Below are 21,825 nucleotides of genomic sequence, written 5' to 3'. Positions count from 1 at the left end.
CCCTCCGCCCTCCGCCCTCCGCCCTCCGCCAGACCGTGACCGCACCGGTCCCCCCGGCCCAGCCGCACGGCGGACAAGCCCCCCGCAAACAACCCCAGAAACACATGGCCTGCCTGCCTGCACGCACAGGACCCGGCCTGGTTCATCACCCTGCCGCAGGCCGGCCACGCAAAGGCCTGACACCCCACCCCGGCCGGGACAGCGATCAGCAATCAGCAATCAGCAATCAGCGATCAGCGCGGCCTTCCCCCACCCCCCCCGGGCCCGGCAGGCGACACCCGCTCAGCAGGCCGCCCCGCACAACGGACGCGGTCACCTGCTCGACCCCGGCTGCGCGCACACCGCCTTCGTCACCACCGCCCACGCCCGCAGCAAAGGCCGCAGCCCGCCCGGCCCCGATCCCCACCCCGAACACCCCACCACCGCGGCCGGGGAGGCGCACCGGCCCGCCGCCCACCTCACCCACACCGCAACCACCACCGGAGAACGGCGGCTTCCCACCTCCATCAAGCACCACCGCCCCGCCACCGGCCACGAGCACACCACCGCGCAACCGGCCGCCGGCCCCCGGGAGCGGAAACAGAACGGCGAGAACGAGACAGGACTCGGCGGGCGCGGCAGCCGCGCCGGCGGCCCTTCCCACGACGACGGCCGGCGGCCCTGACCCGCACAACGACCTCCAGATGCGCAGCGGCGGCGGCCCCACAGCCGCGCCACCGCCACGGACGGGGTCCGCACCGAAGCAGTTCCCTCGTCCCAGGCGGTACCGGCCAGAACAACGGCCGCCACCCGCGACAGCCGGACCCGCCCCAGCACCCCCCGTCAGCCGGACCGCGCAAGCACCGGGCAGGAACAAAAACAGCAGGCCGGCAGCGGCGGAGAGCGGCAGCAGCAGGCACCCCAACGGAGAGCAACAGCAGACCGGCAGCGGCAGTGCCGGACACGGCAGCCCCGTCAAAGACAGAGCCGACGACCGGGCAGAGATAGAAGCCGCCCACCACGACGAACGGCAGCCAGCCCCCCAGCGCCCGGCCGGGCCGTCCTGCTCGGTCCCGGCAACACGCTGGTGAGAGCCAGCGGGCAGCCAGACGGGGAAGACCAGATACCGGCAACGGAACAACACCCTCTCGCCCGGCCACTCACCCTCCTGGTCCCAGCGGTGACCGCCAGCGCCGCGGCGGTAGGTCCGGGTTCCTCCAGCCACTCCCGGCACAGCGCCGCCGGCGGATCCTCCCCCTCCCCAACCAAACCACCGGACAGGCAGCGCTGCACCCCCCGAACACTCCCGCCAGCGGCACGTCAGAGCCAGACAGACATCGTGAAACAGGACCGCACACACCCACACCCGGACCTACCGCCACAACGCTGGCAGTCACCACCGAAAACCAGACCGAGCACACACTCATGCCCCCCCACCCCAACAACGACCCCACCCGAGAAAAGCCCACACTCAACCAAACCCAGCACCCACCCACCCACCACAAACCCGCAAACCCCAGCAACCCCACAACAAAGCCACAAGGGCAGCAGGGGGCGGGCATGGCGAGCCGGGCCGAACGGCCTCGGCATCGGCGGCGGCGCCTGGCCAGAGGTGACGTCATACCGACGGCTCTGCCCACCCGACCCGGCCACCCGACCCGGCCACCCATCCCGGCGATCTCCCGAACGGAGTAGCCCCGGGCCGGTGAGGACGCGCCCGGTCTCGATCCTCACCGGCCTGTGCCCCGCGCAGACTCCCGGAAGTCCACCTACGTGCCGGCGTTCCCGAAACGGTGGAGCTCCACCTCGACACCCCGCTCACCGGCGAAGTCCGCAATACCCTCGACCGCCGCCGTCAGCGTGGTCCTGAGCCGCTGGAGTTCGGGTGCACGCAGCCGCCTGTCGGCCGCAGCGTCCACCGCCCGCCAGGCCGCCTGGCTAGGCCGCCTCCAGCGGGCCGAACTTCTCCTCGTACGCGACAACACCGTCCAGCGTGAAGGCGCTGCCGGTCTGCGCGGCCATGTCCAGCTGGGCCGTGACCGAAATGAGGTCGCCCACCAGCTTCACGTGAGCCACCCCGATCTTCCGGCTGAGCAGAATCTCGGCCAGCACCGCGTTCCCGTGCTCCTCCCCGTCCAGCACCAGTTCTCCCCATCCCTCGGCATCCTGTCGAGCCGGCGGACAGCGCCCGCCCGCCACCGGCCCCTCCGACGGCTGTGCCACCGATCATCCAACCCCCGCCCCCGGCGGCCACACTCGAGCCCGCTCGCCACAGCCCGAAAACACGGCCCAGCCGCTCTGCGGCATGCGACACCGACCCCAGGGAAGCGGCGAGAGCACGGGCGAGCGCCGGGCACAGCAGGGTGAGGGCGCGTCGGTGGGGGTGGCGGACAACAGCGGGCTACCGTCGGCGGCGTCGACAACCGGGCTGCCGGCGACCGACCAGGGCGACCCAGCTGCCCGCATCGTCGTCTACCTCGGTCCCTCCCGCCAGGACACCCCCGCCGCATCCACCTGCCCGACACCCCCCACGGCCAACGCCTGCGCCAAACCCCCACCCCCACACCGGCGCCGGAAGAAGCGGCAGCGCCCCAGGACACAGCGGACCCTGACCGCGCGCAGGGCAGGCACCGCACACCCCGGCGAGCCAGCGGCGACGTGCCCGCGGCCGGCCCCGTAGCAGGACAGCGCCGAGCACCGGGCCGACCGTCCCGCTCCAGAGCGCGGCGGCAAGCGGGCCCGCCGCCGTGTGCGGCACAGCGCCGACACGGCCCAGCACGCCAGCGAGCGGCGCGTACTGCGCGGGCCGACCTACCGCCAGAGCCCGGCCACGGGCCGGCCCTTCCCCTCGCCGGGACCGCCGGCGGTCGGGGCGCTGACGACGGTGGGACCGCAGCCCCTCTGCGGGACTTCCTGCGGATTCACCGCACGCGGGCACCCGTCGTGGCCCATGATGGTGATCCGCCAGGCCGCACGACAGCCGGCACAGGTCAGGGGGAAAGGGATCGCGCGCGTGGAGTTGACCAGCACCGGCCTGCACGGTGTGCCCTGGCCGGAACTACTGCCCGACCTGCGCCCCGCCCTCATCGTCCCCGCCACACCCGACCGCCTCCCCCACCCCGGCGACGGCTGGACCCCCCACATGCCCGAAGCCCCCGACCCCGCCTGGTCCGCCCACCTCGACAGCCACCGCCTCACCATCCACCGGCCCGGCAACCACACCTGGTACGACGGCCCCATCACCGCCAGCCGCGAATGGCACCGCGCCACCCGCACCCACCACACCCTGCTACTGATCACCGGACCCTTCACCGGACCCCACGACCTGAACACCGCCGCCACAACCGGCCACCTGCTCCTCCTCACCGTCCCCATCCGCCTCGCGTAGCACCCCTGACCCCGCATCCGGTCTGTCGAAGCCACCCGCGGCCCGAAACAGCAGCGGGCTCAGCACGGCGGCAGGCGCGGAACAGCAGCGGGCTCAGCACGGCGGCGGGCGCGGGACGGCGGCCTGGCCCTGAACCGGTCGGCGGACCGGAGCAGCCCGAACCAGGCGCGGAGCGGCGTCGGCGCCGCCCGGCAGAGACCCGGCCCTAGAGACCCGGCCATCGCCGGCCTCGCCGACACTCTCCCGGCCTGACCCCGGCGGCCCGCAACGACGGCCGCAGCGCGAGCAGCGCGCGAGCGGGAACGGGAACCGGCCTCGGCGGGCAGCCGGCGCCCGCAACAGCCTCTTCAACGGGCCGCGGGCGGCGCCCTGTTGCCGTCCCGCCCTCCCGGCCGGCAACCGGGCACCCAGGACCACCCGCCCGTTCCCGGACAGGAACTCCCCGCCTCGCGCAGGCATCGCTGCCGGGCACGCCCAGCGAGCGGGGGCCCGTGACCGCCAAGGCGTCGCGGCACGACGGTCGCCGTTGTGCGCGCGACCAGTCCTGGAAGAGGACGCGCAGGCGCCGCGGAAAAGCCCGACGCGCTCCCCCGCGACGGGGGTGCCCGTGCAGGCCCCGCCGTACGCACGACGCCGCCGTACCCGGGCATCTCCAGCTTCCCGTTCGACAGTTCGCCGCGCGGTATGCCGGCCGCGCGCAGCAGTTCCTTGATCCGCCTCTCGCGTTCCTGACGGCCGTCCAGGGCGTGGCCGAGCAGTTCGGCCTTCGCCTCGCTGCTCCTCAGGTCCGAGAGGCCGCGAGGTGTATCCGCAGGCAGCGGTGGACCCGCTCGCGGCGCGAGGCGGGGGCGAGAGCAGCCACACGGCCCGCCCGGCGTTCTCCGCAGCGGCCCGCAGCGGGGTGAACGGGGCGGGGGTGGGCGGCAGCATCTCGCGGTGGCCGTCGTTCTCGGTTCCGCTCACCAGGGCGGCCGGCCAGGGCCTGGAGGTGGCCGACGGCCACGACCAGCGCGTGGTGGGCACTGAGGGAGAGCTGGTGCGGGCCGGTGTTCGCGTCGTCGTCGGCGAGCGCGCTGCCCGCCTGGATATCCCATCCGGGCCGGGGGCCGGTGGTGCGTTCGCCGAGCGGCGCGACGCGCTCGAAGTGGCGCAGCAGGGCGTGCGGGAGGAGCGCCTCGTCCACCTCGTCGGGGATCGTCATGGCCGCTCAGGGCAGGGCCCCGTCAGGCGGTGATCCAGCAGTTCGCCGCCCGCACCGGACCGGCTCCACACCCCGAGCCCGGTGCCCGCCCCTCACAAGTGCGCCGCCGGCGTTCAGCTGATCGAGCGGCCCAGCCCCCGCGCAGCCACTCCCGCGGGCGCCGCTCCCGTCCACGAAGCAAAGGATCTGCTCAGCCTCCTGGACGTGGTGGAATCCTCGGTCACCTGTCCGGCGGCCCGACCTACGACTGGGGTGGTCGCAAGGCGCCGGCGATGACGGTGGCCACCATCTTGCGGACGGCGGCGGTCTGCGGTGGGGCGCTTGTCCGGTCGGCGGACAGCAGGTGCCCGGCCCCGACGAGGGTGGGGGCGAGTGTGTCGATGTCGGCGTCACCGGCCAGGCGCCCCAACTCCCGCTCGGCGGTGAGGTATGCGGCGATCATGGCGGTGCCTTGCACGGCCAGCGGGATGCCGGTCAGACCGGCCTCGCGCAGCCGGGCGCGGAGGCCGTCGCGGAAGGTGATGAGCGCGACGATTGCCACCGTGACCGGACCGAACAGGTCCTGCAGGGCGTCGGTGAGGTTGTCCACCACGCTCCCGGTGCCGGCGGCGGCACGCAGAGTCGTGGTTCGGTCCTCGATGCCGCGGACGCGGTCGAGGACCAGTTCCGCCAGGAAGGCATCGAAATCGGTGAAGTGCCGGTGCAGTACACCCTTGGCACAGTTCGCCTCCTCCGTGACCGCCCGGCTGGTCAGCGCGTCGGGCCCGTCCCGGAGCAGGACGCGCTCGGCGGCTTCGAACAACTGGCCTCGCACGTTGTGGATGTGCACCCCTGACGGCATGGTCTCCCCTTCCGCGCCCCGCCTTAACAAGTGGGCAACCGCCCATTAGTGTGGGCGCATGCCCACTTTATCGCAGGGACAGCCCGACGAGTCCGGGCCCGAGCCCCACCGCCACCGGCTGACAGCCGAATCGTTCGGCGTCGACGCCGAACGCTACGACCGCGCCCGACCGCCTTACCCCCAGGCCCTGATCGACAGGATCGTCGCCGCAAGCCCCGGTCGGCACGTCCTCGACGTCGGAGCCGGGACGGGCATCGAGGCCCGGCAATTCCAGGCGGCCGGCTGCACGGTGCTCGGTGTCGAGCCCGACGAGCGGATGGCCGCCTTTGCGCGACGCAGCCGCATCGAGGTCGAGGTCTCCAGGTTCGAGGACTGGCAGCCGGCCAGGCGGCAGTTCGACACGGTCATCGCGGGCACCGCCTGGCACTGGGTGGCCCCCGTCGCCGGCGCGGCCAAAGCGGCCCAGGTACTCCGGCCCGGCGGCCGGCTCGCTCCCTTCCACCACGTCCCCCAGCTCCCGGCCGAGGTGATCGACGCCCTCGCCGAAGCCCTCCAACGGGTCGCCCCCGATTCCCCGTTCAACCCCGGCCTGCTGAGAGGATCGGCCGTGGACGCATACCAGCCACTGTTCGCGAAAATCGCCGACGGAATCCGCCGGACCGGCAGCTTCAGCGAGCCGGAACAGTGGCGCTTCACCTGGGAGCGCACCTACTCCCGAGACGAGTGGCTCGACCAACTCCCCACCTTCGGCGGCCTCACCCAACTCCCCGCAGACAAAATGGCGGAGGTCCTGGACAGCGCCGGAACGGCGATCGACGAGCTCGGCGGCCACGCCACCATGCCCTACACATCCGTCGTGATCACCTCGACCCGCTCCAACACGGCCTGACCACCGCAAACGTCGGGCGTCGCCGGGCACGAGCAGACCGCTGAACCCGGCGACGCCCCCAGGAGGCGGGGCAGGCCCTCCGGCACCCCGCACCGGACCTCAGACCAACGGTCCATCCCGGCGGGCCACACGATCGCCAAAGACCAGCCGACCGTCCCGCTGCTGACGCGACGTGGAATCCAGAGCTCCAGCAGGACTCGCCGCCACAGGACCCGCTGCCAACGGAGCGGCTCAACCTACGGCGTGGACGGTCTCGGCCAGGCGCTCGAGTGGTTGGCTCGCCGACAGCGCACACGCGCTCACCGGCCCTGCCCCTGCCCGGCTGATGCCGAGCCGGGACGGGCTGGGCTGGGCTGGGCGGCGGTGAACACCCCGCCCACGCCCGACACCGCCACCCAGCCGACCGCCGCGAACACCGACAACAGCCGAACGAGGGCGGACATGACGTCGGCGAGCGACAGCAGCCGCCACCCCAGCACGGTGGTGCCGAAACCCATGACGAGGCCCGCGGCCTGTGGAACCGCCGATGATGACGTGCCAGGCGTGCGGGCGGAGGGCCGGCCGGAATCCGTCCGGCCGCTGCCCCTGGTCCTGCTACGACCAGGACCGCGCCACCGACGACGAGCAGCGGGCGATGCTCACCGCCGCGCCGGAGGCGTTCGCATGCGTCGCGGGCATGGCTTACGGCAGGCGTCTGGACGGGGATCCGCCGTGACACCGCCGATCCCGCTGCCGGTCGACGTCGCCCCCGCCCGGCCCGTCACCGGCTTCCCACCGGCCCGGGCCCGAGCCTGGAACCCAAGCGGGCCAGCCGGCGGGCCGCGCTGCGTACCGGTCTCGGGTCCGGGCCCCGCGTGTTCAGCCGACACGGCAACGACCTCAACCGGGCCATGGCCGACGTTGCCCGGGCCGCCGAGCAGGTGGCAGCCGCGGTCCTCGACGGCGAGCCCGCAATCCGTCGACGCCTCGCCCCCGCTCATCCCGGACCGGGATTGCCGGACGCCCCGGGAACGCCGCCACCCGCGCCGCGCCGTCCGGCCGTTGTCGCGGGCCGGGCGGGCGGGCGCGATCATCGGCGGATGACACCGGGCTGTGCACTGGTCCGGCTCGACGGGGCCGACTTCGCGGGGTACGCCCTGATCCCGGAGGAGGCCCTGCCCGGCTGAAGCGGTAGAGAGGTCGACGACAGAATCGGCGAGTACGTGGCAGCCATCCGGTACCCGGGGCGGGACGTCCTCGCGTTCGGCGCCGAGCCACTGCCGTCACCTGGATTCCCGGGGTCCGCGTCCAACTGAACAGCGTTGGCGCTGGACGTCGGCGGTACCCGTCGGACTCCCCCGGCTTCCCCTGCCATCCGGCGCGCGGCTCGGCGGCGTGCCTTCGTGCCGCGCGCGCGGCGTGGTCGAGCCGATTCCGCGGCACCGCCGAAACACCGGCGCTCCGGCGGTTCGACCACGGTGTTCCGGCGTTCCCTCGCCGGCCGGAACAGCCGGGGCGGATATGACGTCCAGTCATCGGGAAGTCACGCATTTCCGTGGCCGGTGCACACCCGCGATACTCGCGGCCCGATCCCCACGGGCGGATCCCCGTAGTCGGTTCATCACGCCCCGCATTCGCTCTGCCCGGAATTCCACGCGCGGCACGCGGCCCGCACGGGCCTTCCGGAAAGGGCATTCGGGCAGGGCTTCCGGGCGGGGCGCGGACACCCGGGCCGCGGGCCCGGCCTCGGCTAGACGTCGAGAGCGGCCTCGATGCGCTTGAGACCGTGCCGGGCGAGTGCAAGGTTGGCGCGCGAGCGGTCCAGCGCCAGGTAGAGGAAGAGCGAGCCGTGACTGCGGGTCAGCGGGCGGATCAGGTGGTACTGGGTGCCGAGGGTGATCAGGATGTCCTCGATGACATCATCGATCGACAGCGCGGCCAGGGCGCGTATCTTCGCACGAACGACCTCGGTGTTGGCGGCGGCCGCAATCTCCAGGTCGAGCTGCTGCCCCCCGCCGAGGAGCCCGAGTGACATACCGCTCTCGTAGTCGGCCACGGCCGCTCCGATGGCCCCCTCGATGGCCATCGCGTCCTTGAGTGCGTCGTCAATGTTCATGCGCTGTTCGTCCTTTGCGTGACTTCCGGGCAGAACTCCCGTGTGCGGGAACAAAGTAGCAAGAAGCCGCCGGTTGTGGTCACCTCGTGAAAATGATGGAATAAAGTACGCTACCGGGGTTCAGAACGTGAAGGGGTACTGGTGCGCGCACTCGAAGCTTCCCTCGCCGATGTGCTCGGCTCCCCCGGAGTGGTCGGTGCCGCGCTCGTCGACGCCGTCACAGGTCTCACCTACCAGTCCGCCGGGGACCACCGGCTGCTCGGGACCGGGGCCGAACTCGCCGAGCTGACCAGCCTGATCGGCGAGCGGCTGTACGAGGCAGGGGCGGAGAGCGAGCTGGAGAGCCTGGTGGTCACCAGCACCCGCCATCACCAGGTCGTCCAGGTGGTGCCCCGGAAGGGCGACCCCCTGCTGCTGGCCACCGTGCTGGACCGCGAACGAACCAACCTGGCGCTGGCCGTCCGCCAGAGCGCCGACCGCGCGCAGGACTTGCTGGCATGACCGGCCCGTCCCACGACACGGCGCCGCCCGCCCTGCCCGCGGCTCCCACGACGCCGGCTCCGCCCACCGCGCGCAACGTGCCCGCGCTGCTGCTCGCGCTGCGCCGCACGGAGTTCACCGGCTCGGTCACCGTCTCCAGCACACCGGGCGGCACCATCCACCTGGAGCAGGGGCTGGTCTCGGCGGTCGAGACCCCCGGGGCCCCGACCGCCGAGACCCTGCTGCTGAAGTCCCGGCGCGTCGGCGAGCAGGAGTGGGCGTCCGCCGAGACGGCCGCGTCAACCGGCCGGCCGGCCGACGCTCCCCCGGCCCGGGGCGGCGACCTCGGCACGGCCCTGGTGGCCCAGGGGACGATCAGCGCCGCCGAACTCGAAGCCGTCTGCGTCGCCGCCGCCTTCGACGGAGCCTTCGCCCTGGCGCTGAGCCCGCCCGGCAGCTGGGAGACCGCCGAGGCGGCGCCGCCTGCCAGGATCGCGCTGCGCCCGGGCATCGAACCGGAGCGGCTCTTCGAGGAGACCGCCCGGCGCACAGCCCTGCTGACCCGCCTCTGGGGACCGCCCGGCGAACTGGCCCGCATCCGGATCCGCCCTGCCACCCGGCCCGAATCCGGCGCGCCGCGGATCCCGGTCCGCCACCGGGAGATCCTGGCCGCCGCCACCGGCCGCCGCACCGCGCGCGACCTCGCCTTCACCCTGGGACGCGGCGTGTTCGCGGTACTCCTCGACGTCGTACGGATGGACGCCCGGCACCTGCTCCACCGGGAACCGGCGCACCCCGCTCCCCCGGCACCGAGCGTGGCCCCGCGCATACCGACGAACGAACCGCCACCGGCCAGCACCGGACCACTGCCGCGCCGCGTCCGCAGCGGACCCGGCGCACGCGGTCCCGGCAGCCCCAGCGGCCCCAGCGGACCCGGCCACCTGCCCGCCCGACCCGAGAGAGCGGCGGCTCCCGACGGTCCACCGAACACCCACCGCGCCGAACACACCGCGCGCACCGAGACGACCGAGCAGAGCGAGAAGAGCACACCATGAGCAGCCAGACACCGACCGCCGCGCTGGTCGACGAGTTGAAATCCCTGCGCGACCGGGTCATGGGCATCTCGGAGAGTGTCATCTCCACCACCGACGGCCTGCTGGTGGCCGCCGACACGGCCGCCCTCCACCCCGAATCGGCCGCCGCCCTGTCGGCCGCCATGCTCGGCCTCGGCCGACGCACCGCGGCCGAGACCGGCGTCGGCGGCCTACGCGACGTGGTCACCCGCTGCAACAACGGCTACATCGTGGTCCTCGCGATCGGGGAACAGGCACTGCTGATGATCCTGGGAGACGAGGGCCTCGACGTCCCCGGCCTGCACCGCGAGTCACCCGCCACGATCCACCGCCTCAGCGAACTACTCGGGATAGCCCCCACTCTCTAGTGCTGTGACCGCATAGGTTCACCGGGTTGGCGCCACGGGGCCTTCGGCCGGTTGGATGTCGCGAGACGTTCAGCTCGGAAGGAGCCCCGGTGGCGGAGCCGGTCAGGGGTTCGCAGGCTCACGGAGCAGGAAGGCCGGCAGTTACAGCGGATCGTGCGTCGGGGCAGCACGAACACGGTGCGCTACCGGCGGGCGATGATGCTGCTGGCCTCGGCCGGGGGAAACCGGGTCCCGGTCATCGCCCAGCTGGTCCAGGCGGACGAGGACACGGTACGGGACGTGATCCACCGGTTCAACGAGATCGGCCTGGCCTGCCTGGACCCTCGCTGGGCGGGAGGCCGTCCCCGCCATCTCAGCACTGACGACGAGGACTTCGTCGTCCAGACGGCCACCACCCGCCCGACCCGGCTCGGCCAACCCTTCACCCGCTGGTCGATCCGCAAACTGCTCGCCTACCTGCGCAAGGCCCACGGCCGGGTGATCCGCGTCGGCCGCGAGACACTGCGCTGCCTGCTCGCCCGGCGCGGTGTCACCTTCCAGCGCATCCGGACCTGGAAGGAGTCCACCGACCCCCGACTTCGACACCAAGATCGAGCGGATCGAGCATGTCCTGGACCGCTTCCCCGACCGCACGTTCGCGTTCGACGAGTTCGGCCCGCTCGGCATCCGGCCCACCGCCGGCAGCGGCTGGGCCGAACAGAACCGGCCCGACCGGCTCCCGGCGACCTACCACCGCACCCATGGCGTCACCTCCTTCCACGGCTGCTACCCGGTCGGCGACGACACCCTGTGGGGCGTCAACCGCCGCCGCAAGGGCACCGAGAACACCCTGGCCGCGCTCAGATCGATCCGGGCCGCGCGCCCGGACGGCGCCCCGGTCCACGTGATCCTGGACAACCTCTCCGCCCACAACGGCAGGAAGATCCCGCGCTGGGCGAAGCGGCACAACGTCCACCTGTGCTTCACCCCGACCAACGCCTCCTGGGCGAACCCGATCGAGGCGCACTTCGGACCGCTGCGGCAGTTCACCCTCGCCAACTCCAACCACCCGAACCACACGGTCCAGACCCACGCGCTGCACGCCTACCTGCACTGGCGCAACACCAACGCCCGCCACCCCGACGTCCTGGCCGCCCAGCGCCGCGAGCGCGCCCGCGTTCGCAGCGAGAAGGGCATCCGCTGGGGCGGCAGACCCCCCCCCTCGCCGCGTGATCCAGCAACCCGGCGAACCTATGCGGTCACAGCACTAGCTGACGGACCCGTTGCTTGTGTTCGGATTCAGCCGGGCCGTTCACCTGGGCCGCTGTTCGTTGTACGCCTTCCATGCGTCGGCGAGGGCGATCAGGTCGTCGACGCTGTTCATACCCAGCAGCGTCAGTACCGTCACGGCGACACTGAACATTGCCGTCCAGTATCTCGCCCAGGAGAAGTTTCCCCGCGCGGCCCATCTCTCCAAATGGTTCGAGATGCTCACGAGAAGGAAGGCGGGCCCGACGAACAGAGCGACAATCAGGAGTCTCTCATTCAGCGTCGACTGTTCACCGAGCGGGATCTCCAGGGCGATGACGACCTTCGTCGACAAGGCGAACCCGGCGACAAATCCCAGGAGGAGCCAGAGAAGCGTTGCGACAAAGTTGTCCCCGCCTCCGTCGCTCTGTTCCGTCACTGCGTACCCCCGACTCATGTCTGTCTCAGCGGTTCGTGCGACGGCATCACCGGTGGCGTCAGGGCCTTTCGGTACTGCCATCGACCTGATATCGCACCCCGAACACGGCGCGTGGACCCGGCGCGGTGCACCGCGGGCCCCACGTGAATGGCGGAGACCGCGTCGGACACCCCGCCCGACCGGGCTCGGGCCCAGTCGGGCGTCGCCTGCCGTCAGGAGTCCTGGGGGGCGTCCTCGCACAGGGCCGTGTCCATGACCTTGTAGAGGGCCGCAGTCGGAAGCGCGCCGAACTGGATGGCGGCGTTGGTGACGACCGAGGCGTGGCGGCCGTCGTCGGTGACCAGGGTGTAGCTCTGGTAGCCCGGCACGACGCCGGAGTGACCCCACGCGGTTCCGCCGCAGGGCAGGGCCCGCCGGTGCAGGCCGAGGCCGTAGGCCACCGTCGGGTTCACCTCCAGGGTGGTGCGCATCTCGGCAAGGCTCTCCGGGGCGAGCAGGGCTCCGCCCGCCAGCGCCCGGTGGAAGGCCGTCAGGTCCGCCAGGGTGGAGACCATGCCGCCCACACTGCTGTAGAGCGAGGAGTCGTAGTCCGTCACCGGGGTCCACACCGAGAAGGGGCCGAGCCGGGCGATGTGGTAGCCGTTGACCGCGGGAGCGGGCAGGGCGCGCTCGCCGGGCGCGGGGAAGAGCGTGCGGGTCAGGCCGAGCGGGACGACGGCCCGCTCGGTCACCGCCCGGTGCACCGGCTGCCCCGTCAGCTTCTCGATCAGCAGGCCGAGGACGTAGTAGTTCGTGTTCGAGTAGGTGAAGCCCGCGCCGGGCTCGGCGACCGGGGGCACGCTCAGCCCCTGCCGGACCAGAGCCGTCAGGCTGTAGGCGCCGTCCGGCTCCGGCCGCGGCGTGCTCACACCGGGATAGGGGTTGTACGGGGCGATGCCGCTGGTGTGCTGGAGGAGCTGGCGCACGGTGATCCGCGCGCCGTCGTAGCCGTTGCCGGCGACGACGCCGGGCAGATGGTCCGCGACCGGCGCGTTCAGGGCGACCCGGCCCTCCTCGGCCAGCTGGAGCACCACCACCGCGACGAAGGTCTTCGTCTGGCTGCCGACACGGAAGTACTCGTCCGGCCCGATCGGCAGGTCGGCGCCGGCGGTGCCGGTGCCCGCCGACAGCGTCCAGGACCCGCCGAGGGCGCCCGCGTGGACCGCGGCGCCCGGACCGGCCTGCGACTGGAAGGCCCTGAGCGCCGACAGCGTCGCGGCGTGGCCGCCCTCGGCCGGGACGGCGCGCGCCACCGGGCCCGACAGCGTCAGCACCGCCGCGCACACGGCGCCGGCGACGGGGGTGAACCTCGTGCTGCTCCTCATCACCATGGTGTCCGTTCCTCCGGAAAGGGGTCCTCGACGTCCGCCGCGACGGGCGACAGCGAGCCGCCGGCGGGGTGCCGGCCCGACCACGATGCGGTCCGCCCGGCCCCGAAGGACAGGCCACAAGGCGGCCATCGGGGACCGGCCACGAATGGCCGGTCCCCGCGCTACGCTCGGTGCACCGGACTTGACCGAGGGGACGGGGAAATGCGAAGAGAAGTGGCCCGTGAACTGGGCGAGTTCGTGCGTCAGCTGCGCCGACGCGCCCAGCTCACCCAGGAGCAGCTGGCGGACCGGTCCGAGCTGAGCGTGCGCACGGTCCGCCGACTGGAGACGGGCACGTCCTCCGACACCCGGCTGAGCACGCTGCACCACCTGGCGAATGGGCTCGGCGTCTCGACGGAGGAACGCGAACGGCTCACCGCGATCCTTGACAGCGCCCGGCCAGAGCCCGTCGGCCCGCTCGAGTCCGCCGGCCGACCACCAGCTCGGCCGGATCCCACCGATCCGCCGGCCAGTCCGGATCCCACCGATCCGCCAACCGGGCCGCGGCCGCCGGTCCCGGACCCCGCCGCCCCGCACGGGCCCTCGAACGACGCGATCGCCGACGCCGCCGCGTCCCTGGCCCGCGAGGTCCGGCGCCGCCTACTGCGGGAGGAGCAGCACCGACGGGTGCACGACCCGTTCCCCCTGCCCGTGCGGTACGGTCCGGCCCCCGCCGACCTGATGGACCGCCCGGAGAACGTCCAGCGCCTGCGGCCGGGAGACGCGCCCGAGGACCTGGACCTGAACGGCGAACTGGGCAACGTGGTCGCCACCTACCGGGGCGTCACGTCGCGGCGGCTGGTCGTGCTCGGCCGGCCCGGTTCGGGGAAGTCGGTGCTGGCCGCCAGGTTCGCCCTCGACCTGCTCTCCTCCGCCCCCCTCTCCCGGGTGCCGGTGGTCCTGGGCATCGGCGCCTGGGACCCGGACCGCACCGCGCCGCGGGACCTCCTGGTCGACCACCTCCAGCGCGACCACCCCCACCTGGCCAGCCGGATGCCCGACGGGTCGACGCTGGCCGCCGCGCTGGTCGACGCCGACCTGGTCCTGCCGGTCCTGGACGGCTTCGACGAACTGGCCGAGGACCTGCGCGAACCGGCGCTGGAAGCGCTCAACTCGACATCCCTGCCGCTGGTGCTGACCAGCCGCCGGGACGAGTACGCCCGGGCGGTCCGCGCGGTCGGCGCCCCGCTGGTGTGGGCGGCCTGCGTCGAGCTCGCCGACCTGGGCGCCGAGGACCTCGCCGCCTACCTTCCCCGGACCGACCGCCGCGCGCCCGCCCCGGGTGAGGACGGCGGGCCGGAGCTGTGGGACGCCGTCCTGGAGCGCTTGCAGGCTCGGGACACCCCGGCGGGCGTCCGGCTCGGAGAGGTCCTGGGCACCCCGCTGATGGTCACGCTCGCACGGACGATGTACGCCAGGCCCCACCGACAGGACCCCGCCGAACTCCTCGACGCCACCGCCTTCCCCACCCCGCGCCACCTGGAGGAACACCTCCTGACGGGCTTCGTCCCCGCGCTCTACCGCCACCGCGCCGCCGAACGGGGGGAGACGGAGCACGGACAGCGCGGCCACGACCCGGCCCGGGCCCACCGCTGGCTGGGCCACCTCGCGTCCGCGCTCGACGCCCGGAACCCGGGCGACCGGCAGGACCTCGCCTGGTGGCGGCTCGGTGAGTCCGTCCGGACACCGACGCGCGTCCTGCACACCGTGCTGGTCTCCGCCCTGTGCATGACCGCAGCCCTCTGCCTCGTGGAGTCCCTCGGCCAGGCTTTCCTGTACACCAGCGGGTTCGACCCGGCACGGCTCCTGCTCCAGGGGGCCCTGGCCGGACTCCTCTCCGGGACCACCTTCGGCCTCGCGCACTGCGCCCTGGCCGTGTCGGGCCGCGCTGCGGCCCTCCCCTCCCGGGTACGGCTCGCGCTGCCGACGGCATGGCGCCCGGCCGCCCGCAGACCCGGCGAGGTCCGTGCCCGCTTCAGGGCCGGACTGCTGGGCGGCTCCGTCCTGGGAGTCGGCTACGCCTGGGCCGACATCCTCGTCCGGGCGATGTGGGACTGGCTGCCGGACACGGGACTGGCCCGCACCGCGACCGACAAGATGCTGGCCTTCGGGCTGACCTTCGGCCTGACGGCCGGGCTGGTCTTCGCCCTGATCGCAGCACTCGAAGTCCCCGTGGACACCACCGCCGCGGCCACACCGTCCGGCCTGCTCGCGGCTGACCGGGCCGCCGCGCTCGGCCAGTTCCTGCTGCTCGCCCCGGCGATCACCCTGGGCTGCGCCCTCGGCGGCTCGGCCATCGTGGCCCTGCTCGACCTGGCACTGCCCTGGTCGTTCACCTGGCCCCTGACCGTGGCCCTGCCGCTGGCAGCCATCGGCGGACTGGGCGGCTCGGCGTCCTACGTCCTCGCCTTCACCGCCTGGGGCCGGTGGCTCACGACGGCCCGCATCTGGCTGCCGCTGACACGCCGACTGCCCTGGGACGCCATGAACTTCCTGGACGACGCCCACCGCCGCGGCGTGCTGCGCCGGACCGGAGCCGTCTACCAGTTCCGGCACCAGAGCCTCCAGCAGGTACTCGCCCGGCCGCGCCCGGGTGCCGACCCCGGACGGCGACCGGCCGTCGAGCCGCCCGGGAGGAGACGCTGACCGTGGCGACCAGCACGGTGAGCTAGCTTTCGACCCGGGAACCCCCGTGCCCGACAACGGGCCACGCGGTCGCCCGCCCCGCACCACCCGCCGTTGCCGCCCGGGCGCCGACGACAGGCCCACCAAAGGCCCCGCCGGCCCACCGGCGCACAACGCCGCGCTGTTCGGCCGGCCGGCCGATCAGCGCTCCGCTCCTGCCCGGTCAAGCAAACGTAGAAGTCCACCCGGAAGCGTGACAGCTCCGCGCACAGATCGCGCTGGACTGCCCGTTGCAGCCGCAACTCAGAGACCCGATGCAGCACCGTCCAGTACCGTCAGGAAAAGGGACCCATCCTCCATGCCCAGGACCGCCCGGCATCGAGTACCGAGCGTCCACGATCGCCAGGACCGAACCCGCACCCCATGACACGACAGCGCGTCCACCCGTGAGATGGTTAGTGCCATGACAGATGGCGCAACTCCCGACAGCGCGGTTGTACTTGAGACCAGTCGCCTCCTGCTCAGGCCCTGGCGGGTCACCGAGGCTGCCGTCCAGCATGAGCTGTGGACCGAACGTGATCCACGAGTACCACCGCACCGCCGAATCAACGCAGACGGACACCCCACGGTCGCGCAGCTCGAGGAATCGATTCGCACCAACCAAGTGTGGTCGACCGGGCTGCTGGCGATCGAGCGGAAAGCCTCTCACGACGTCATCGGCTACTGCGGACTGGTAGACAACGGGCGAGGACCGGCAGGCGAACCGGAACTGGCATTCGAGCTGCTACGCCGAGTCTGGCGCCAGGGATACGCGACCGAGGCCTCGCTGGCGGTTCTGGAATGGGCGAAATCCTCCGGATACGAACGCCTGTGGGCCACAGTCTGGGACTGGAACACCGCCTCTCGCCGCGTTCTGGCCAAGGCCGGATTCACCGAAACCGAGCGGAAAGAAGTGAACCCGGCACACGGCACCACCCTGTTCACCACAAAACGACTCTGACACCCCGATACTTGGCCACGCAGACGACCCAGTACAGCACCGGCAAACGGCAGGCGACAGCGTCCCCACACAACCGACAGAAGCGGACGCAACACACACCCAACGCCAGGACACCCGGACACCACAGCCGCCGACCAGACCCGCGGCGACCCAGACCAGCATCAAGGGCCTGGCGGGCGTTCAGCGGTAGTGAAGACGGGGACGTAGGCCTCGGCCAGGTCTGCGGAGATCTCACCATGTGTCAGACCGCGAGCGGACAGCGAGAGCACCATCTCGTCCACCCCGGACAGGCGCCGCTGGCGCTTGCGGACCAGCTGCGGCTCGAACGAGCCCTCCCGGTCCCGGGGCACCTCGCTGTGCACCGGGCCGACCTCGGTCAGCACGGTCTTCGAGCGCACGCCGTTGCGGGAGTTCCCGCTGCCGGCTCCGGCCGGATCGTGTTTCTCGTAGCCGAGGTGGTCGGTCATCTCGCCTTCGAAGGCGGACTCCAGGATCTTCTTCGTGAGCTGCTGGAGCAGGCCCCCGGTGCCGGTGAGCTGCAGCCCGCTCGCACGGGCCCGGTCGACCAGCTGCCCGATCAACTGGTCGTCCAGGGCATCCGGCCGCAACTCCACCGGCCGCACGGCCTCCAGGGCCTCCACGGCCTCGGCCGAGACGGTCACGTCTGTCATCAGGTGCTACTTCCTTGATCGGGAGTCACACCGTTCTTTTACAGCCCCCGGACGAAGCTCACGCCGGGCCAGCTCGCGCGGCTCGCCGAGCACGGTGTGGAGTGGGCGTAGCGGCTGAGCGGCCGGTGGCGGTAAGTAGCTGGGCCCGCGAAGGCCAGGAGCCCGCCGCCCTGTGGGGTGACGGGCTCCTGGCCGCTGTTCTCTACAAGGCGGCCGAGCCACTCCGCGATGTCGTGGATCTCTGCGAAGTGTGTCCGACGTCCTGCTCTCCCGGGTTTCGCCGAGGTGTCGGGGTGGGCCGGGGGCCGGTCGGGACGGCTGCGGCCGCGTGACCCGGGGTCTTGACTCGGGTCGGACGGTGGGGGCTCACAGCAGGATCTGCAGGCTGACGGCGGCGGTCAGGGAGGTGTAGCCGGTCGTCAGGCAGATCAGGGGGTTGGGCGCGGGGGCGGTGGCGACCTGGAGGACCGTGGAACCCGTGAAGCGGCCTGCGGTGACGGTTCCGGAGTTGGTGACCACCAGGGTGCCGGCGATGTTGGACACCGCCCTGGTGTAGGCGTACGTGGTGGTGGAGCCGTCCGCCCAGGTGATGGTCTGCGTGCCGGGGGCGGTCGACAGGAGGTCGATGCAGGAGTAGTCGGGCACGGTGACGTGCACGTGGGCGCTGCCGGGCAGGATGTCCTCGTGGCCGGGTGCCACACAGCCGATGTTGTAGGAGGAGTCGACGGTGACCTCGGTGTCCCGCGGCGTGGCGGTCAGGGGCGGGTTGTAGGCGTTGTGCACCGTGCCTTCGCAGGACACCTGGAGGACGTGGGCCTGTGCCGTCGTGGGCGCGGCGAGGCCGATCAGGGCGAGCAGGAGTGCGACGACGAGCAGTTGCCGTTTTCTGGACACGTTTCCCTCCGGAACCGTGAATGATTCGCATGCTGTGCGAACCGTGGTCCGCCCCGGCATGAGGCGGGGCTGAGGGAAGTATGAGTCGTGACGGTTCCACATTCCAGGGCTGGCGTTGTCCGCTTGGGGTGGGGAGGTGCGCACGGAGCGTGTTGCCGGTCCGCGCGCCTTTCGTGCGGGCCGGTCGCGCCGCCCGCGAAGGCGGGGCATGCGTTGCCGGTCGTTCGTGTGGGGGCTTGGCGGTTGGAGTCCGCCCGGGGCTGGGTCCTGGGCGGCTACGGTGCCGTCCTGGCCTTCTCCTTATCGACGCCGGACCAGATCCTTCGCGCCGCCGGGCACGTCCTGGGCCAGCGCGGCCAGTGCCGCACAGCTGGGCGCGCGGCGCCGGTCCGATGCCCAGGCGGTCGGTGACCTCGCCCGTGCCGTCCTCCAGGCCATGCTCTCCTTCACCGGCGACGGCGACGACGAGACCGAGGTGAGGACGCTGTTCGACTTCCTGCGGGCCGGCGCCCTGGCCCACTCCTGACCGACGCGTGCCAGGTCCGGGCTACGGCCGGACGCGGCGAAGCACGGGCGAGGCTGCGTCCGTGCCGTCGCCGCTCGTCCGGCCGCTCCGGGCCGTGGTGGACAGGATGTCGCGGAACGCGTCCGCCCAGCTTCCCTCAAGGGCGTGGTCGTCGCCGAGGAGAACTTGACGGCGTGTCATTGCGGCCAGCGCCCCGCCGAGTGCGAACGGGCGCAGGTCGCGCAGGGGGTCGACGCCGAGCCGGGTGGCGGTGATGTCGGCCGCGCGCTGCGCGAAGTTGTCGATCTGAAGGATCGCGTAGTCGTGCACGGTGCGGATGCCGAGGAATCGTCGGCGCAGCCTGCGGCGTCTTTCGGTGTCCTCGGCGGGTTCCTCGAGCCGGCCCTGGGTGGCGTCGAGGGCGTGCACGAGGGCCTCCCACGGGCCGAGGTTCGCGGGGGCGGCGGCGAAGGCGTCGAGGATGGGTTCGCCGAAGCCCCAGCCGAAGAGGAGTGCTTCCTTGGCGGCATAGTAGCGGAAGAGGGTGCGGCGGGCCACGTCGGCGCGCTCGCAGATGTGCTCGATGGTGGTCCGCTCGAAGCCCTCCTCCTCGAACAGGTCCAGTGCTGCCGCCCGGATCACCTCGCGGGTGCGCGCCTTCTTGCGGTCGCGCATCCCGACCGCGACCGGTGCTGCTCCCGGTTCGTCCATGTTTTGCCCCGTTCCCGGCCCCGTACCGTCCGGCGGGGCTGTGCCGCCCGGCCGGGGTCACGTAATCACGGGTGGCCGGTGGTGCTCAAGGCGGGCGCCGGGACGTCGGCATTTCGCCACGAAAAGTTTGCACTAGTGCCACTTGGCACTAGTGCCACTTCTCTATGGTGGGTCGCGACGGCAGCCGAACGGGCACGCCTCCGAGGAGACCGAGGAACCATGAAGCGGCACAAGCACGTTCTGGCAGCGGCCATCTGCACCGTCGCCCTCGCACTCACCGCCGGCGCCTGCTCGGCCGCCGATGACGCGCTGTCCGGCGGCTCCGCCCAGGCGGCCCCGGGCTCCGACGGCCCGGCGACCGACGGCGGCACACTCAGAATCGGCCTGGACCGCCCGTTCACCAAGCTCGACCCGGCCGACGGCACACTGACCACGCAGCCCGTGCTGGTCCTGGCCAACGCGCTGTACGACCCCCTGATGGTCAACGGCGACAACGGCACCGTGAAGCCGTACCTGGCCAAGGCGTTCACCCCGAACACCGACGCCACCGCCTGGACACTGGCGCTGCGCGAGGGCGTGACGTTCAGCGACGGCAGCCCGCTGGACGCCCAGGCCGTCGCCGACCACGTCGCCCGCCTGTCCAAGCCCGAGAGCAGGTGCTCCTGCGCCGCCGACGCCGCCACCATCAGCGGAACCACGGTGAACAGCCCCACCACCCTCGTCTTCACCCTCAAAACGCCGAACGCGACCTTCCCCAACCTGTTCACCCGCTCCCTCGGCTACGTCTCCCGGACCCCGGCCGGCGACGCACCCGCCGTCGGCTCCGGCCCCTACACCGTGGAGAGCGTCCAGCCGGGCGTCTCGGTCACCGTCGCCCGCAACCCCTCCTACTGGGGCGACAAGGCCCACGCCGACAAGATCGTCTACAAGGTGCTGACGGACGTCGACAGCCGCTACCAGTCGCTGCGCTCCGGCGACCTCGACCTGAGCTGGTCCGAAACACCCTCCCAACTCAAGCAGGCCCCCCGAGACGGACTGCGGGTCACCACCGGCCCCAGCGCCACCTCCACCATCCTGTTCAACACCAAGGCCGCGCCCTTCGACGACCCCCGGGTCCGCCAGGCCCTGCAGTACGCCATCGACCGCGAAGCCGTCGAGAAGGTCGTCCACCTCGGCCAGGGCAAGGTCTCGGACGGCCCGATCGGCTCCGCTTCCCCCTACCGCGCCGCCGGTGCCGCCGACTACCCGGCCCACGACCCAGCGAAGGCCCGCGCCCTGCTCGCCGAGTCCGGCCACCCCGACCTCTCCTTCGAGTACCAGGTCGACAACCGCCCCGAAGGCCAGCAGCGCGCCACCGTCATCCAGCAGATGCTCGGCGAGGTCGGCGTGAAGATGACCATCAAGCCGATGGACCCGGCAGCCCTGGGCACCTCGCTGGCTCAGCGCAAGTTCCAGGTGCAGGGCTTCGTCACCAGCATGTTCGGCGACACCGACACCGCGCTGAGCACCCTGTTCAGCGCCGACGCCCCCTACAACTTCACCGGCTGGAGCGACCCGAAGGCCGAACAGGCCATCGCCGCCGGACGCGCCGGACTGGACCAGGCCCAGCGGGCCGCCGCCTACAACGAGGCCGCCAAGGCCGTCGTCGAGCAGGCCCCGATGCTCTTCCTCACCGAGAACCCGGCCGGCTTCATGGCCACCACCAAAGTCGGCGGCCTGCCCGACCTCTCCAAGCGGACCGTCGTCAACGTCTCCCCGGCCACCCTCTGGCTGAAGCCGTGACACCGCCCGCCCCGCCCTCACCGGGCCGGGCGGCCCGGGCGCCGCCACCCACCGCCGGCAGCCCGCACACCGCCGGGGGAACCCGGCCACGAACAAGCACCCCTACTCCCTGACCCGCCCCGGCCCGAGCCGGCCGGACACCGCTCTCCTCGGCCCCCGTGCCCCACGGCGTCCCTGACACCCCGGCGCCGAGACCGTCCCCAGCGCCTCGCCCGCCGAGACGACACGCGGACGCCGCCGGCCCTCCA

Annotated in this window: 17 protein-coding genes and 2 pseudogenes; 11 read left to right on the top strand and 8 right to left on the bottom strand. The window is 72.4% G+C overall.

Translation table 11 applies throughout. From position 1 onward, the window contains the following. Positions 1 to 1,917: 1,917 nt before the first annotated feature. Positions 1,918 to 2,121: a hypothetical protein gene (locus ABT238_RS30685; protein ID WP_350572101.1), complete on the bottom strand. Its 204-nt coding sequence runs from the start codon at positions 2,119 to 2,121 to the stop codon at positions 1,918 to 1,920. Positions 2,122 to 2,992: 871 nt separating this feature from the next. On the opposite strand from ABT238_RS30685, the gene ABT238_RS30680 reads away from it, so the two are divergent. Next, positions 2,993 to 3,367, top strand: a complete 375-nt coding sequence (locus ABT238_RS30680) for a hypothetical protein (protein WP_350801791.1) — start codon at positions 2,993 to 2,995, stop codon at positions 3,365 to 3,367. 916 nt (positions 3,368 to 4,283) lie between these two features. Continuing rightward, positions 4,284 to 4,601 carry a hypothetical protein gene (locus ABT238_RS30675; RefSeq protein WP_350801788.1) on the top strand — a complete coding sequence of 106 codons (318 nt, stop codon included), beginning with the start codon at positions 4,284 to 4,286 and terminating at the stop codon, positions 4,599 to 4,601. Between the two features lie 208 nt (positions 4,602 to 4,809). On the opposite strand, the gene ABT238_RS30670 is transcribed toward ABT238_RS30675, so the two are convergent. After that, entirely contained in the window at positions 4,810 to 5,409 is a 600-nt protein-coding gene (locus ABT238_RS30670; protein WP_350801784.1) for a TetR/AcrR family transcriptional regulator, read from the bottom strand. Positions 5,410 to 5,467: 58 nt separating this feature from the next. Between ABT238_RS30670 and ABT238_RS30665 the strand changes: the two genes are divergently transcribed. Beyond that, positions 5,468 to 6,298: a class I SAM-dependent methyltransferase gene (locus ABT238_RS30665; RefSeq protein WP_350801781.1), complete on the top strand. Its 831-nt coding sequence runs from the start codon at positions 5,468 to 5,470 to the stop codon at positions 6,296 to 6,298. A 299-nt stretch (positions 6,299 to 6,597) separates the two neighbouring features. Here ABT238_RS30665 and ABT238_RS30660 read toward each other — a convergent pair whose 3' ends face one another. Next, entirely contained in the window at positions 6,598 to 6,795 is a 198-nt protein-coding gene (locus ABT238_RS30660) for a hypothetical protein (RefSeq protein ID WP_350801774.1), read from the bottom strand. Between the two features lie 29 nt (positions 6,796 to 6,824). Here ABT238_RS30660 and ABT238_RS30655 point away from each other — a divergent pair, with 29 nt between their 5' ends. Then, a complete protein-coding gene (locus ABT238_RS30655) occupies positions 6,825 to 7,013 on the top strand; it encodes a hypothetical protein (RefSeq protein ID WP_350801772.1) in 189 nt (62 codons plus the stop codon). Positions 7,014 to 8,027: 1,014 nt separating this feature from the next. On the opposite strand, the gene ABT238_RS30650 is transcribed toward ABT238_RS30655, so the two are convergent. Continuing rightward, positions 8,028 to 8,393, bottom strand: coding sequence for a hypothetical protein (locus ABT238_RS30650; RefSeq protein WP_350572095.1), 366 nt, complete (start codon positions 8,391 to 8,393; stop codon positions 8,028 to 8,030). Between the two features lie 141 nt (positions 8,394 to 8,534). Between ABT238_RS30650 and ABT238_RS30645 the strand changes: the two genes are divergently transcribed. The 4 genes and pseudogenes from ABT238_RS30645 to ABT238_RS30630 form a co-directional block, all read left to right on the top strand. Further along, positions 8,535 to 8,894, top strand: coding sequence for a hypothetical protein (locus ABT238_RS30645; RefSeq protein ID WP_350801769.1), 360 nt, complete (start codon positions 8,535 to 8,537; stop codon positions 8,892 to 8,894). Further along, positions 8,891 to 9,928: a hypothetical protein gene (locus ABT238_RS30640; RefSeq protein ID WP_350801765.1), complete on the top strand. Its 1,038-nt coding sequence runs from the start codon at positions 8,891 to 8,893 to the stop codon at positions 9,926 to 9,928. The genes ABT238_RS30645 and ABT238_RS30640 overlap by 4 nt, the downstream gene beginning before the upstream one ends. Beyond that, the gene (locus tag ABT238_RS30635) at positions 9,925 to 10,314 is read left to right on the top strand and encodes a roadblock/LC7 domain-containing protein (RefSeq protein WP_350572092.1); all 390 of its coding nucleotides are present in this window, start codon (positions 9,925 to 9,927) and stop codon (positions 10,312 to 10,314) included. Before ABT238_RS30640 ends, ABT238_RS30635 begins: the two co-directional genes overlap by 4 nt. 89 nt (positions 10,315 to 10,403) lie before the next feature. Further along, positions 10,404 to 11,509: pseudogene (locus ABT238_RS30630) on the top strand (IS630 family transposase); the annotation flags it as partial. A 683-nt stretch (positions 11,510 to 12,192) separates the two neighbouring features. Here the strand turns inward: ABT238_RS30630 and ABT238_RS30625 are convergent. Beyond that, positions 12,193 to 13,344 carry a serine hydrolase domain-containing protein gene (locus tag ABT238_RS30625; protein WP_350801759.1) on the bottom strand — a complete coding sequence of 384 codons (1,152 nt, stop codon included), beginning with the start codon at positions 13,342 to 13,344 and terminating at the stop codon, positions 12,193 to 12,195. A gap of 207 nt (positions 13,345 to 13,551) precedes the next feature. Here ABT238_RS30625 and ABT238_RS30620 point away from each other — a divergent pair, with 207 nt between their 5' ends. Further along, a complete protein-coding gene (locus tag ABT238_RS30620) occupies positions 13,552 to 16,035 on the top strand; it encodes a helix-turn-helix domain-containing protein (protein ID WP_350801755.1) in 2,484 nt (827 codons plus the stop codon). A gap of 442 nt (positions 16,036 to 16,477) precedes the next feature. Next, positions 16,478 to 17,014 (top strand): GNAT family N-acetyltransferase, encoded by a 537-nt coding sequence (locus tag ABT238_RS30615; RefSeq protein ID WP_350572088.1) that lies wholly within the window; start codon positions 16,478 to 16,480, stop codon positions 17,012 to 17,014. A 203-nt stretch (positions 17,015 to 17,217) separates the two neighbouring features. On the opposite strand, the pseudogene ABT238_RS30610 reads toward ABT238_RS30615, so the two are convergent. The 3 genes and pseudogenes from ABT238_RS30610 to ABT238_RS30600 form a co-directional block, all read right to left on the bottom strand. Beyond that, positions 17,218 to 17,685 (bottom strand): annotated as a pseudogene (locus tag ABT238_RS30610) (transposase); the annotation flags it as partial. A gap of 366 nt (positions 17,686 to 18,051) precedes the next feature. Beyond that, positions 18,052 to 18,579, bottom strand: a complete 528-nt coding sequence (locus tag ABT238_RS30605; protein WP_350801749.1) for a hypothetical protein — start codon at positions 18,577 to 18,579, stop codon at positions 18,052 to 18,054. Between the two features lie 547 nt (positions 18,580 to 19,126). Next, entirely contained in the window at positions 19,127 to 19,795 is a 669-nt protein-coding gene (locus ABT238_RS30600) for a TetR family transcriptional regulator (RefSeq protein ID WP_350572085.1), read from the bottom strand. A gap of 219 nt (positions 19,796 to 20,014) precedes the next feature. On the opposite strand from ABT238_RS30600, the gene ABT238_RS30595 reads away from it, so the two are divergent. After that, positions 20,015 to 21,577 (top strand): ABC transporter substrate-binding protein, encoded by a 1,563-nt coding sequence (locus ABT238_RS30595; protein WP_350801745.1) that lies wholly within the window; start codon positions 20,015 to 20,017, stop codon positions 21,575 to 21,577. The last annotated feature ends 248 nt before the right edge of the window (positions 21,578 to 21,825 follow it).

It is taken from the genome of Kitasatospora sp. NPDC001527, assembly GCF_040298605.1.
GTDB lineage: Bacteria > Actinomycetota > Actinomycetes > Streptomycetales > Streptomycetaceae > Kitasatospora.
This window is presented reverse-complemented; position numbering and strand designations above follow the sequence as displayed.